Origin of the sequence: Streptomyces sp. NBC_01268 (assembly GCF_036240795.1) — a bacterium.
Taxonomy (GTDB): domain Bacteria; phylum Actinomycetota; class Actinomycetes; order Streptomycetales; family Streptomycetaceae; genus Streptomyces.
Map to the genome: position 1 here is coordinate 2598050 of NZ_CP108454.1, position 13752 is coordinate 2611801.

The following is a 13752-nucleotide window of genomic DNA, read 5'->3' on the forward strand; positions in this document are numbered from 1 at the left end:
GGACGGGCGTCAGGTCTTCGACTTGAAGCCGCGGCCCCACTGGAGGCCCCAGCCGTACAGCCGGTCCAGCTCGGCCTGGAAGCCGTACACGAACCGCACCTCGCGGCGGACGGTCAGCTCGCCCTTGACGTTCTCGACGCTGAAGACCGCGCAGGAGCGGGCCTGCGGGGCGTGCTCGTCCAGTTCGATCTCGATCCGCGGGCCGTTGCTCGGGTAGAGCGTGACCTTGGCGTGGGTGCGGTCGAAGGCCGGTGTCTGGTCGTAGATGTAGACGAAGAAGAGCAGCCGCTTGATCGCGTCCACGTGGTCGAGGTTGACGAAGATCGTCTCGCCGGAGGGCGCCCCGAATCGGTCGTCGCCGCTCAGCCGCACGTACGGCGGCTCGTTCAGCTCGCCCATGAAGCCGCCCAGGGGCTGCACGACGCCCTTGGAGCCGTCGGCCATCTCGTAGAGGCAGCCGAGGTCGAGGTCGACGTTGACGACGCCCTGGGTGTGCGCCTGGACCTCCTCGGGCTTGAAGAGCCGTAAGGGGTGGCGCAGCAGGCTGCCGGACTGGCGGGGCCGGTCTCCGATGTCGGAGGTGCGCATGCGCCAGGAGAGGTTGACCCGGAGGTTGCCGGTGGCGGCGCCCTGCTTGCTGAGGGAGATCGTCGGGCGGCGTCTGGTCAGGTCGATGGAGTGCGAGCCGGTGCCCGCGGCGAACTCGTCCACCCGGCCCGGAAACAGGTTGTCCCAGAAGGCCATGCGCCTTCACCCCCCACTCGTCGCCCACCCCTGACACACGCCGCGGGGCGGCCGGGTGCACCGGCCGCCCCGCAGAGAAGCGTTCCTCATTGTCGGGGGTGTCACACCCCCGACGGCACCCCGGTCTTGTCGTCCGAGGAATCGGCGTTCCCGCCCGCCGCGGCGAGCGCCTTGTTGCGCCGCACGGAGGACCAGAAGGACCAGCCGATGAGGGCGACGCCGATACCGCCGGTGACGATCTCGGGGATCTCGTACTGGATGGTGATCATGAGGACCACGGCCAGGGCGCCGATCGCGTAGTGGGCGCCGTGCTCCAGGTAGACGTAGTCGTCGAGGGTGCCCTGGCGGACCAGGTAGACGGTCAGCGACCGCACGTACATGGCGCCGACGCCGAGGCCGAGGGCCATCAGGACGATGTCGTTGGTGATGGCGAAGGCGCCGATGACGCCGTCGAAGGAGAAGGAGGCGTCGAGGACCTCCAGGTAGAGGAACATGAAGAAGGCGGCCTTGCCGGCGAGCTGGACCGCGGAAACCTTCTTGCCGCTGCGCTTGGCCTCTTCCTCGGCCTCGTGCTCGCGCTCCTCTTCCTCCTCCAGCTTGTTCTCGAAGTAGCCGGAGAGACCGCCGACGATCAGGTACGTGATGAGGCCGGCGATGCCGGAGATCAGCACCGTCTGGGCCTTGTCGACGTGCGCGCCACCGTGCTGGTGGGCCTGGGTCGCGAAGGTCATCGAGGTGATCAGCAGGACGATCAGGGCGATGCAGACCGACAGCATGTCGACCTTGCCCAGCTTGGCCAGCGGGCGCTCGATCCAGCGCAGCCACTGGATGTCACGGTCCTCGAAGATGAAGTCGAGGAAGATCATCAGCAGGAACATGCCACCGAAGGCGGCGATCGACGGGTGCGCGTCGGTCACCAGCTCCTGGTACCGGTCGGCGTCGTTCAGCGCGAGGTCGACGGCCTCGATGGGGCCGATCTTGGCGCTGATCGCGACGATCACGACGGGGAAGACCAGCCGCATGCCGAAGACGGCGATGAGCACACCGATCGTGAGGAAGATCTTCTGCCAGAAGGCGTTCATCTTCTTCAGGATTCCGGCGTTGACCACCGCGTTGTCGAAGGACAGCGAGATCTCGAGGATGCAGAGGATCGCGACGACCCCGAACGCCTCCCACCCCCCGTAGATCACGGCCGCGACAAGGCCGAGCGCAGTGATCGCGAACGACCACCCGAAGGTTTTCAGAACCACTGTCTACCCCATCGTGTAATAACGCGGCTTTACGAAACGTTGACCCCGAAGTCTAGAGCGATGCCCCGGAGGCCTGACGCGTACCCCTGCCCCACCGCCCGGAACTTCCATTCGCCGTTGTAACGGTAGAGCTCGCCGAAGATCATCGCGGTCTCCGTGGAGGCGTCCTCGGAGAGGTCGTAGCGGGCGAGTTCCTGGCCGTCGGTCTGGTTCACGACGCGGATGAACGCGTTCGCCACCTGGCCGAACGACTGGCCGCGGTTGTCGGCCTCGTGGATCGAGACGGGGAAGATGATCTTGTCGCAGTGGGCCGGGACCTTGTCGAGGCCGACGATGAGCGACTCGTCGTCACCCTCACCCTCACCGGTGAGGTTGTCGCCGGTGTGTTCGACGGAGCCTTCGGGGCTCGTGAGGTTGTTGTAGAAGACGAAGTACTCGTCGCCGAGCACCCGGCCCGACTGGCACAGCAGCGCGCTGGCGTCGAGGTCGAAGGGGGCTCCGGTGGTGGAGCGCGCGTCCCAGCCGAGACCCACGAGGACCCGGGTGAGGTTGGGTGCGGCCTTGGAGAGGGAGACATTGCCTCCCTTGGCGAGCGTGACGCCCATGACGGTGGTTCCTCCCCGGTGATGACTGCTGATCAGGCACGTCCGGCGCCGCACGAGGGGTGCGGCGCCGGACGGATGCGAAGGCGTCGGTCAGACGTTGACGCCGAAGTCCTGCGCGATGCCGCGCAGACCCGAGGCGTAGCCCTGGCCGACGGCGCGGAACTTCCACTCCGCACCGTTGCGGTACAGCTCGCCGAAGACCATGGCGGTCTCGGTCGAGGCGTCCTCGGAGAGGTCGTACCGCGCGATCTCGGCGCCGCCGGCCTGGTTCACGACGCGGATGAACGCGTTGCGGACCTGGCCGAAGGACTGCTGCCGGTTGTCGGCGTCGTAGATCGAGACCGGGAAGACGATCTTGGCGACGTCCGCCGGAACGTTGGCCAGGTCGACCTTGACCTGCTCGTCGTCACCCTCGCCCTCGCCGGTGAGGTTGTCACCGGTGTGCTCGACGGAGCCGTCGGCGCTCTTCAGGTTGTTGAAGAACACGAAGTCCTGGTCGTTGCGGACCTTGCCCTCCGTGTTCACCAGGATGGCGCTGGCATCGAGGTCGAAGTCCGTACCGGTGGTGGTGCGGACGTCCCAGCCCAGACCGACGGTGACGGCGGTCAGGCCAGGGGCCTCCTTGGTCAGCGAGACGTTGCCGCCCTTGCTGAGGCTGACTCCCACGAGTCCCTCCATTGTTTTCCAGGGGTCGTGCCCCCAGTCGTGCGTTGGCATCGGATCAACGTCTGGATCCTAGTGACGGGTTCCCCGCACAAACAGACGTTTCGCCCGAGTGTTGGACCGGTAGCCCCCGGCCGGACCCTCAGAGGGCCGCGAGCGCCTTGACGTAGGCGTCGAGGTCACGGGCGTCCGGGAGGGCGTTGACGACCGACCAGCGGACCGTTCCGGCCTTGTCGATGACGAAGGTGCCGCGCACCGCGCAGCCCTTGTCCTCGTCGAACACGCCGTAGGCGCGGGAGGCCGCGCCGTGCGGCCAGAAGTCGGAGAGCAGCGGGAACTCCAGCCCCTCCTGTTCTCCGTAGACGCGCAGGGTGTGGATGGAGTCGTTGGAGACCGCGAGCAGCTGGGTGTCGTCGTTGACGAAGGTGTCCAGGTGGTCGCGGAGCTCGCGCAGCTCGCCGGTGCACACCCCGGTGAAGGCGAAGGGGTAGAAGAACAGCACCACGTTCCGGCTGTCCGGGGAGTCCCCGAAGAGGTCGGAGAGCCGCACGGTCCGCCCGTGGTTGTCCTTCAGCTCGAAGTCCGGGGCCTGGGCGCCGATCTCGATCGCCATCGCGTACGCATCCCTTCGCCCGGCGGCCCACCCCTTGGGCCGATCCGGTGAAGCCCACCCTAAGGGGCGGCCGGTACGCGCAGAGCCCCCGCCGGTCGTGACCGGCGGGGGCTCCGTGCAGCGTTCGAGGGATCAGCGCTTGGGAGTGCCCAGGCGGGTGCCCGTCCAGTCCTTGGCGACGCTGATGCTCTTGGTCTGGGAGAGACCGGCGGTCTGCGCGGCATCGTTGATGTCGCTCGGCTCGATGTAGCCGTCGCGGCCCGTCTTCGGGGTGAGCAGCCAGATCTGGCCGCCCTCCTCCAGAAGACCGATGGCATCCACCAGGGCGTCGGTGAGATCACCGTCCTCGTCACGGAACCACAGCAGCACGACGTCGGCGACGTCGTCGTAGTCCTCGTCCACGAGTTCCTGGCCGATGAGGGACTCGATGCCTTCACGGAGATCGTGGTCTACGTCGTCGTCGTAGCCGATCTCCTGGACCACCTGTCCGGGCTCGAACCCCAGCCTCGCTGCCGGGTTGGTCCGCTCCTCCGCGTGGTCCGCGGTCGCGCTCACGGCTTGCCTCCTGATCGTCTTCGGAAAAGATCTGTGGCCGCGCGCGTGCGCGCGGCGCTGGCCGTAGTCCACACGGGCCGGGGCGGATCGCGCAAGTACCCGGCCATGGAGACCGCCGAAACGGTGACGTTTGGGGCCGTCTCGCCGCAACCTCCGGCGAGTGCCCGCCACTCTCCGTGACGAGTCATGCACGCTTCGCCCCGGATTGCGGGACTCTGCGGCTTCAGTCTGCCGAACGTGCTGACGAAACGCATGCGCGGGATGGGCGTAAGGTTGCGATTTGACCGAACAAGGCGCCTCGGGAGGGTTACCCCACGGTAAAGATGACGTTTGCCGTCGGCGGGGTACACGATGGTCATCCCGGCCTCCGCGGGTCCCTCCCCGTGGGCTCCACCGACCAGCGAAGGAACAGCGTGGCTTCCGCATCCGATCGCAACCCGATCATCATTGGCGGCCTTCCCAGCCAGGTCCCGGATTTCGATCCCGAAGAGACCCAGGAATGGCTCGACTCCCTGGACGCCGCCGTCGACGAGCGGGGCCGGGAGCGGGCCCGTTACCTCATGCTGCGGTTGATCGAGCGGGCTCGCGAGAAGCGGGTCGCGGTGCCCGAGATGCGCAGCACGGACTACGTCAACACCATCGCGACACGGGACGAGCCCTTCTTCCCCGGCAACGAGGAGATCGAGCGCAAGGTCCTCAACGCCACCCGGTGGAACGCGGCCGTCATGGTCTCGCGCGCCCAGCGCCCCGGCATCGGCGTCGGCGGCCACATCGCGACCTTCGCCTCCTCCGCCTCGCTGTACGACGTCGGCTTCAACCACTTCTTCCGCGGTAAGGACGAGGGCGACGGCGGCGACCAGATCTTCTTCCAGGGCCACGCCTCCCCCGGCATCTACGCCCGCGCCTTCCTGCTGGACCGACTGAGCGAGACCCAGCTCGACGCCTTCCGCCAGGAGAAGTCGAAGTTCCCGAACGGGCTGTCCTCGTACCCGCACCCGCGGCTGATGCCGGACTTCTGGGAGTTCCCGACCGTCTCGATGGGCCTCGGCCCGCTCGGCGCGATCTACCAGGCCCGGATGAACCGCTACATGGAGGCGCGCGGCATCGCGGACACCTCCAAGTCGCACGTGTGGGCCTTCCTCGGCGACGGCGAGATGGACGAGCCGGAGTCGCTCGGCCAGCTGACCATCGCCGCCCGGGAGAACCTGGACAACCTCACCTTCGTCGTCAACTGCAACCTGCAGCGCCTCGACGGCCCGGTGCGCGGCAACGGCAAGGTCATCCAGGAGCTGGAGTCGGTCTTCCGCGGCGCCGGCTGGAACGTCATCAAGCTGGTCTGGGACCGCTCCTGGGACCCGCTGCTCGCGCAGGACCGCGACGGCGTGCTGGTGAACCGGATGAACACCACGCCGGACGGACAGTTCCAGACGTACGCGACGGAGACCGGCGGGTACATCCGCGACCACTTCTTCGGCGACGACCAGCGGCTGCGGGCCATGGTCGAGAACATGACCGACGACCAGATCCTGCACCTGGGCCGTGGCGGTCACGACCACAAGAAGATCTTCGCCGCGTTCTCGGCGGCCAAGGCCCACAAGGGCCAGCCGACGGTGATCCTGGCCAAGACGGTCAAGGGCTGGACGCTGGGCCCCAACTTCGAGGGCCGCAACGCCACCCACCAGATGAAGAAGCTGACGGTCGACGACCTCAAGCGCTTCCGCGACCGGCTGCACATCCCGGTCACGGACCGGCAGCTGGAGGACGGCCTGCCGCCGTACTACCACCCGGGCCGGAACTCCGAGGAGATCCAGTACATGCACGACCGCCGCAAGGCGCTCGGCGGGTACGTCCCGACGCGGGTGGTGCGCGCCAAGCCGCTGGCGCTGCCCGAGGAGAAGACCTACGCCCCGGTGAAGAAGGGCTCCGGCCAGCAGTCGATCGCCACCACCATGGCCTTCGTCCGGCTGCTCAAGGACCTGATGCGGGACAAGGAGATCGGCAGGCGCTTCGTGCTGATCGCGCCGGACGAGTACCGCACCTTCGGCATGGACTCGTTCTTCCCGAGCGCCAAGATCTACAACCCGCTCGGGCAGCAGTACGAGGCCGTGGACCGCGAACTGCTCCTCGCCTACAAGGAGTCCCCGACCGGCCAGATGCTGCACGACGGCATCTCGGAGGCCGGCTGCACGGCCTCGCTGATCGCCGCCGGCTCGGCCTACGCGACGCACGGCGAGCCGCTCATCCCGGTCTACGTCTTCTACTCGATGTTCGGCTTCCAGCGCACCGGCGACCAGTTCTGGCAGATGGCCGACCAGCTCGCCCGCGGCTTCGTGCTGGGCGCCACCGCCGGCCGCACCACGCTGACCGGTGAGGGCCTCCAGCACGCCGACGGCCACTCGCACCTGCTGGCCTCGACCAACCCGGGCTGCGTCGCGTACGACCCGGCCTTCGGCTTCGAGATCGCGCACATCGTCCAGGACGGTCTGCGGCGGATGTACGGCCCCGAGGCCGAGGACGTCTTCTACTACCTGACGGTCTACAACGAGCCGATCCAGCACCCGGCCGAGCCCGAGAACGTGGACGCCGAGGGCATCCTCAAGGGCATCTACCGCTACAAGGCCGGCGAGTCCGGTGCGATCCCCGCGCAGATCATGGCCTCCGGTGTCGGCGTGCCGTGGGCCCTGGAGGCCCAGCGGATCCTCGCCGAGGAGTGGAACGTGCGCGCCGACGTCTGGTCGGCCACCTCCTGGAACGAGCTGCGCCGCGAGGCCGTGGCCGTCGAGGAGCACAACCTGCTCCACCCGGACGAGGAGCAGCGCGTCCCGTACGTGACCCGCAAGCTGCAGGCGGCCCAGGGCCCGTTCGTGGCGGTCTCGGACTGGATGCGCGCGGTGCCGGACCAGATCTCCCGCTGGGTGCCGGGCCGTTACACCTCGCTGGGCGCGGACGGCTTCGGCTTCGCGGACACGCGGGGCGCGGCCCGTCGCTACTTCCACATCGACGCCCAGTCGATCGTGCTCGCGGTCCTCACCGAGCTGGCCCGTGACGGCAAGGTCGACCGGTCGGTCCTGAAGCAGGCCGTGGACCGCTACCAGCTGCTCGACGTGGCGGCCGCGGACCCGGGCGCCGCGGGCGGCGACGCGTAGCACGTATCCGCTGGTGAGGGCGGTGGGACCGGGTGGTCCCGCCGCCCTTCCGCGTTCCTTACGATGCCGGGCATGGAGGATCACCCGTCATGAAGGACCGCTGGGAAGCACGCACCCAGACGCCGCTGCTGGTGCTGGCCGTGGCCTTCGGCGTGGCGTACGCCGTGCCGATCGTGGCGCCCGGCGCCGACCCGTGGGTGCACCGGCTGTGCACCCACGTGGAGTGGACGGTGTGGGCCGCGTTCGCCCTGGACTACCTGGTGCGTCTCGCGCTCGCCCCGGCCAGGTGGGTGTTCGTGCGGGGGCATCCGCTGGATCTGCTCGCGGTGATACTGCCGATGGTGCAGCCGCTGCGGCTGCTGCGGGTGGTGTCGACGCTCCTCCTGGTGGGCCGGCGGGCCCGGATGGCCCCGCAGATAACGCTCACCACCTATGTGGCGGGCGCGGTGGTCGGGCTGATGATGTTCGGCTCGCTGGCCGTGCTCCATGTGGAGCGGGACGCGCCGAACGGCAACATCAAGACGTTGGGGGACGCGGTCTGGTGGTCCTTCACCACGATGACCACCGTCGGCTACGGCGACCACGCCCCGACCACGGGCCTGGGCCGGGTGCTCGCGGTGGGCCTGATGCTGTCGGGCATCGCCCTGCTCGGTGTGGTGACCGCCAACATCGCCGCCTGGTTCATCGCCCGCTTCGAGCGGGACGACGAGTCCGAGCGCCGGCAGTTGGAGCTCCTGGAGGCGCTGACCGTCGAGGTGCGGGAGCTGCGGGCCGAGGTCGCGCGCCTCTCGGTCCCGCCGCCCGGCACCCCGGACGTCCCGGCGCCGGCGCCTACCTCTCCCAGATCTTGAAGGCCCGGACCTGGTAGGGCGTCTGGGGCACCCACGTCCCCCGGCCGGGATAGGTCTCGAACTCCCCGGTCTCCGCGCAGACCGCGGACTGGTAGGTGGTGACCGGCCGTCCGGTCCGGTTGGCGAGGGCTTGGGCGGTCGTCCCCGGTGGCAGGGCGACACAGCTCTCGATGTCGACCGAGGACAGCTCATGGGTCTGCGGCCGCCCCTTGAAGTCGGCCTTCGGCCAGAGGCACAGCTGCCCCGGCCCGCAGGGCCCCAGGGCTGTGCCGCTCGGGGCCGCCGCCTCGGCCGGGATCGCGAGAAGAGCGGTCAGGACCGCCCCCACGGCACCGACGGCCAGCTTCGTCTTCCTCGCCTTCGTCCTCGTCCTCGTCTTCGTCCTCGTCTTCGCCTTCGTCTGCGTATACATGCAGGTGAACCCCCGTTTCGTCACTCTCTGTAATCAAGAGCATGGCGGAAGTCACCCCGGGAACGGAAGAGGGGCCGCCCCCGTTCACGCGAACGGGTGACGACCCCCTGAGGGAGCTCAAGGCTCCCGGGTCGGGCTCGGGCTCAGATGTGGGCCGCGCCCGCGCCCGCCTCCGCGTTGGCGCCGCGCTTGGTGAGCGTGGCGACCAGGGCGGCGACGACGGCCACGACACCGGCGACGGTGAAGGCGAGCCCCATGCCGTCCATGAACGTGTCGTGGATGACCTTGCCGATGGTCTGGGCGATCTCGGGCGTCATGCCCGGCGCCTGGTCCAGGCCGGGCGGCACCATGCCGAACTCGGCGGCCTGCTCCAGGCGCGGGTCCGGCGGCGTCGGGATGCCGGCGCCCTTCCAGTTCTCCGCGAAGGCGCTGGAGACCTTGGAGGACATGACCGCGCCCAGCACCGCGGTGCCGAGGGCGCCGCCGACCTGCATGGCGGCCTGCTGCAGACCGCCGGCCACACCGGAGAGCTCCAGCGGCGCGTTGCCGACGATGACCTCGGTGGCGCCGACCATGACCGGGGCCAGGCCCAGGCCGAGCAGCGCGAACCAGAGGGACATCGCCAGGGTGCCCGTGCCGGAGGTGAGGGTGATCATGCCGAACATCGCGATCGCGGTGCAGACCATGCCGCCGACCAGCGGGACGCGCGGGCCGAACTTGGTGATCAGCACGCCGGCCAGCGGCGAGGAGACGATCATCATGCCGGTCAGCGGGAGCAGGTGCATGCCGCTGTCGACCGGGCTGAGCCCCTTCGCGCCCTGGAGGTAGAAGGTGACGAAGAACAGGCCGCCCATGAAGGCGAAGGCCATCAGGACCATCAGCACCACACCGGCCGAGAGCGGCACGGAGCGGAACATCCCCAGCGGGATGAGCGGCTCCTTGACCCGGGTCTCCCAGAAGGCGAAGACGCCGAAGAGCACCAGCGCGCCGACCAGACAGCCCCAGGTGTTCAGGCTGGACCAGCCCCAGGACTCACCGGCCTTGATGATGCCCCAGATGAGGGAGGCCATCGCGCCGGAGAGCAGCAGGATGCCGAGGACGTCGAAGGAGCGCGGGGCGTTCTCGGCGCGGTGGTCCTTGAGGATCACCAGGCCGAGGACGAGCGCGAGGACGCCGACCGGCACGTTGATGAAGAAGACGGACTGCCAGCTGACGTGCTCGACGAGCAGACCGCCGACGATCGGACCGCCCGCGGTCGAGGCGCCGATGACCATGCCCCAGATGCCGATGGCCATGTTGAGCTTCTCGGCGGGGAAGGTCGCGCGCAGCAGGCCGAGCGCGGCCGGCATGAGCAGGGCGCCGAAGAGGCCCTGGAGGACACGGAAGCCGACGACGAGCCCGATCGAGCTCGACAGGCCGATCGCGCCGGAGGAGGCGGCGAAGCCCGCGATGCCGATGATGAAGGTCTGGCGGTGCCCGAAGCGGTCGCCCAGCTTGCCGGCGGTGACGAGGGCGACGGCCAGCGCGAGCAGGTAGCCGTTGGTGATCCACTGGACCTCGGCGAGCGAGGCCTGGAGGTCGTCCTTGATGGCGGGGTTGGCGATGGCGACGATGGTGCCGTCGAGCGCCACCATCATGACGCCCACGGCCACGGCGAACAGCGTCAACCACGGATGACCGCGGAGCCCCTTCGCCTGAGCCGGGGCCGGAGTCGTGTCGGGCTTCCGGCCACCCCCCTGCCCCTGCGGGGTCTTTTCCACGGTGGTCTGACTAGTCATGCCGCGAGGCTAATGTCAGTCACTGACAATTGACTAATGAGTTCACGCGACGGTAACTGTCATGTTGCTCACAGGTACGCTGAGCTGGACGAAGTGACCGAAACGAGACGGGGAAGGGGGCCGGGCGGTGACGGTTCCCGGTCTGCGCGAGCGGAAGAAGCAGCGCACCCGCGACGCGTTGATCCGGGTCGCCCTGGAGCTCTTCACCGCCCAGGGGTACGAGGGGACCACCGTCGACGAGATCGCCGACGCGGTCGAGGTCTCGCAGCGCACCTTCTTCCGCTACTTCGCCTCCAAGGAGGACGTGGCCTTCGCCGTCCAGCAGATGGTCGAGGAGCGCTTCATGCGCGCCCTGACCGAACGACCGCCCGAGGAGGGCCCGTTCGACGCGATGCGCAACGCGGTCCTGAGCGCCTGGGACACCATCGGCGAGGCCATCGCCGAGGTCGTCCCCGTCGAGCTGTACGTCCGCAGCTTCCAGGTCATCGAGTCCACGCCCGCGCTGCTCGCGGTCCATCTGCGCCGTTCCACCGAGATGGAGGAGTCCATCGCGCGGGTGATCGCCGAGCGCGAGGGCCTCGACGTGGACGCGGACCCGCGCCCGAGGATCGCCGTGGCGGCGTTCAGCGGCGTGATGCGGGTGACCGGGCAGCTGTGGGGGCGGAGCGGGGAGCCGACCCTGGAGGCGATCCGCGCGCTCACCGAGCACTACCTGGACCACCTGGGCCCGGCGCTCGCGCCGGACTGGAGGGCCTGAACCCCCGCGCCACCCCCTCCACGCCGCCCGCCCGTGCGAGCTCCGCGTGCGCCCGCGCGTACGGAACGTCACCACGCCCGCCGCGCCAGGTGATCCGCGTCACTCGCCCGCCCGGGGGTACGACCGCGCCCCCTAGGGTGGCTCGCAATGCCTTCCTTCGACTCCTCCCCCACCCTCTCCGTCTGGCGCATGATGCTCGCGCTGGCCGTGGTGTTCGTGTTCCTGGCGACCACCGGGTGGACCACGATCCGGGATCAGAGCACGCCAGGGGAGACCCGGGCGACCGCGCTCGCCGCCTGGGCCCACGGACGGGTCGGGCAGCGCCCCCTCCCCGACGCGGCGGCCCCGGCCCGTACGATCGCCGCCTTCTTCGCCTCCCTCGCCCCCGCGCAGCGGACCCGTCTCGCCGACAGCTACCCGCTCGTCGTCGGCAACCTCAACGGCGTCCCGGTCACCCTCCGCTACCGCGCCAACCGCGTCTCCCTCGCCCGCACCCTCGACGCCGAGCGGAGCAGGGTCGACGACCCGCGGCTCAACGCCCAGGGCCTGCACGAGGCCCGCCGCCGCGTGGACCGCTTCCGGTCGCTGATGCGCCCCGACCGCCAGATCCTCGCCTTCGACCCGACCGGCACCGGACGGACCGCCGAGGTCCTCGGCGACCTGGACCGGGCGCGGCGGGTGTCGGTGATCGTGCCGGGCGTCGACACCAACCTGCTCACCTTCCAGAAGACCGCCCGGATGTACTCGGCCCCCGCCGGCATGGCCGCCTCCCTGTACGCCGCCGAGCACCGCGCCGACCCGCGCGCCCGGACCGCCGTCATCGCCTGGGCCGACTACACCGCGCCCGTCGGCGTCGGGATCGACGCGGCCATCGGGAGGCTCGCCGAGAACGGCGCCGTACGACTCGTCGACCTGACCGCCGCGTTGCCCGGCGACGCACGGATCAGCCTCTTCTGCCACAGCTACGGCTCCGTCCTGTGCGGGGTCGCCGCCTCCCGGCTGCCCGCGCGGGTGACGGACGTCGTGGTCGCCGGCAGCCCCGGCATGCGCGCCGAGCGCGCCGCCGACCTCGCGACCCCGGCCCGGGTCTGGGCGATGCGGGACGCGGGTGACTGGATCGCCGACGTCCCGCACGTCGAGCTCGGCGGGGTGGGCCACGGCGCCGACCCGGTGTCCCCGGAGTTCGGTGCGCGCCTGCTCTCGGCGGCCGGGGCCAGCGGCCACGCCGGCTACTTCGAGCCCGGCACCGGCAGCCTGCGGAACTTCGCCGCGATAGGCGTCGGCGCGTACGACGACCTGACCTGCGCCGCCGCGGACAGCGCTTGCCGCCGGGGAATCTCCGGTGCAGAAGCCGCCTGACGCGCGTAGATCACGGCGGATTTCGGGCGTTCCCACAGGGGCGACGCCGGGGCATACGCCGCATACGATGAGGCGCATGGGTGATGTGCTGGCCGGAATACATGCCACCTGGCAGTTCGAGAGCGACGCCATCGTCATCCGTTTCGAACGGGGGATCCGCACGCCGAGGCTCTTCGGCACGCTGCGCGAACGGCGCATCCCGCACGAGGCGCTGGCGTCGGTGACGCTCGCGCCGGGCAAGCGGGGCACCGTGGTGCTGCATGCCGTGCCGAGGCCGGGGGCCGATCCGCTGGTCGAGGCGGCGGCGGGGCAGCTGAAGGAAGGGGGCGACCCCTACCGGCTCGTGCTGCCCGTCGAGCGCGAGGCGCAGGCCGCGTACTACCGCGAGGAGCTGCTCGCGCTGCTCCCGCCCGACGCGGCGGAGCCCGCGGACGGCTTCCTCGTCGCGGCGCCGGAGGGCCCGCAGTCCTTCAAGGCGTACGACGGGAAGGCCAGCTTCGACGGGTCCGCCGAGGTCGTCTTCCGCTGGTCCCGGACCGGGGCGTCCTCGGAGAAGTGGCGGGCGGGCGACCAGGTCTTCCCGGTGCGGGAGCTGGGCGGGGTCGAGTGGCACTCGCCCGAGTCCCCCGACGGCTGCCTGCGGCTGCTGCCGCGCGGGGCGGTGTCCGCGTCGGGCCGCCCGGCCCACCCGGAGCGGGATCCCGCCTCGGTGGTCTTCGGGCTCGGCTACGGGCCGGTGCACGAGTCCCTGCCCTTCGCCGCCGCCGTGCTCGCCGCGATCCGCGGCTCCGCACGCGTCCCCGCCCTCCCGTGCGCGGCCCCGCCCTACGATCCCGCGGGAGTTGCGGAAAGGATTCGCCACCTCGGCGAGCTGCACCAGGCGGGTCTCGTGACCGACGAGGAGTTCTCCTCCAGGAAAGCGGAGCTGCTGGCGGAGCTGTAGGACGGGCGGGACGAGGGGAGGGGTACCCCGGTATGACCCCGCACCCCACCCCCCGGTATGACGTCCGCCCCCGCCG

Annotated in this window: 13 protein-coding genes; 5 read left to right on the plus strand and 8 right to left on the minus strand. The window is 70.0% G+C overall.

From position 1 onward, the window contains the following. Positions 1–9: 9 nt before the first annotated feature. From OG309_RS11475 to OG309_RS11500, 6 genes are all read right to left on the minus strand, one after another. Positions 10–744, minus strand: coding sequence for a TerD family protein (locus tag OG309_RS11475; RefSeq protein ID WP_329420278.1), 735 nt, complete (start codon positions 742–744; stop codon positions 10–12). A 101-nt stretch (positions 745–845) separates the two neighbouring features. Continuing rightward, positions 846–1994 carry a DUF475 domain-containing protein gene (locus OG309_RS11480; protein ID WP_329420279.1) on the minus strand — a complete coding sequence of 383 codons (1149 nt, stop codon included), beginning with the start codon at positions 1992–1994 and terminating at the stop codon, positions 846–848. A gap of 29 nt (positions 1995–2023) precedes the next feature. Then, positions 2024–2599 carry a TerD family protein gene (locus tag OG309_RS11485; protein WP_329420280.1) on the minus strand — a complete coding sequence of 192 codons (576 nt, stop codon included), beginning with the start codon at positions 2597–2599 and terminating at the stop codon, positions 2024–2026. A 90-nt stretch (positions 2600–2689) separates the two neighbouring features. Beyond that, the gene (locus OG309_RS11490; protein ID WP_329420281.1) at positions 2690–3265 is read right to left on the minus strand and encodes a TerD family protein; all 576 of its coding nucleotides are present in this window, start codon (positions 3263–3265) and stop codon (positions 2690–2692) included. A 139-nt stretch (positions 3266–3404) separates the two neighbouring features. After that, a complete protein-coding gene (locus OG309_RS11495) occupies positions 3405–3875 on the minus strand; it encodes a peroxiredoxin (RefSeq protein ID WP_329420282.1) in 471 nt (156 codons plus the stop codon). 132 nt (positions 3876–4007) lie between these two features. After that, the gene (locus OG309_RS11500; RefSeq protein ID WP_329420283.1) at positions 4008–4430 is read right to left on the minus strand and encodes a DUF3052 domain-containing protein; all 423 of its coding nucleotides are present in this window, start codon (positions 4428–4430) and stop codon (positions 4008–4010) included. Between the two features lie 413 nt (positions 4431–4843). Here OG309_RS11500 and aceE point away from each other — a divergent pair, with 413 nt between their 5' ends. Together aceE and OG309_RS11510 are read left to right on the plus strand one after the other, a co-directional pair. Continuing rightward, positions 4844–7576 (plus strand): pyruvate dehydrogenase (acetyl-transferring), homodimeric type, encoded by a 2733-nt coding sequence (gene aceE / locus OG309_RS11505; RefSeq protein ID WP_329420285.1) that lies wholly within the window; start codon positions 4844–4846, stop codon positions 7574–7576. Between the two features lie 89 nt (positions 7577–7665). Next, positions 7666–8427 carry a potassium channel family protein gene (locus tag OG309_RS11510; protein ID WP_329420286.1) on the plus strand — a complete coding sequence of 254 codons (762 nt, stop codon included), beginning with the start codon at positions 7666–7668 and terminating at the stop codon, positions 8425–8427. Here OG309_RS11510 and OG309_RS11515 read toward each other — a convergent pair. Then, a complete protein-coding gene (locus OG309_RS11515) occupies positions 8408–8839 on the minus strand; it encodes a peptidase inhibitor family I36 protein (RefSeq protein ID WP_329420288.1) in 432 nt (143 codons plus the stop codon). The two genes, OG309_RS11510 and OG309_RS11515, sit on opposite strands and share 20 nt — an antisense overlap. 143 nt (positions 8840–8982) lie before the next feature. Further along, positions 8983–10617, minus strand: a complete 1635-nt coding sequence (locus tag OG309_RS11520) for an MFS transporter (RefSeq protein WP_329420290.1) — start codon at positions 10615–10617, stop codon at positions 8983–8985. A gap of 127 nt (positions 10618–10744) precedes the next feature. Here OG309_RS11520 and OG309_RS11525 point away from each other — a divergent pair, with 127 nt between their 5' ends. The 3 genes from OG309_RS11525 (at position 10745) to OG309_RS11535 (ending at position 13676) form a co-directional block, all read left to right on the plus strand. Then, on the plus strand, positions 10745–11374 hold the full coding sequence (locus tag OG309_RS11525; protein WP_329420291.1) for a TetR/AcrR family transcriptional regulator: 630 nt from the start codon (positions 10745–10747) through the stop codon (positions 11372–11374). A gap of 147 nt (positions 11375–11521) precedes the next feature. After that, a complete protein-coding gene (locus tag OG309_RS11530; protein WP_329420293.1) occupies positions 11522–12733 on the plus strand; it encodes an alpha/beta hydrolase in 1212 nt (403 codons plus the stop codon). 76 nt (positions 12734–12809) lie between these two features. Further along, on the plus strand, positions 12810–13676 hold the full coding sequence (locus tag OG309_RS11535) for a DUF4429 domain-containing protein (RefSeq protein WP_329420294.1): 867 nt from the start codon (positions 12810–12812) through the stop codon (positions 13674–13676). Positions 13677–13752: the final 76 nt, after the last annotated feature.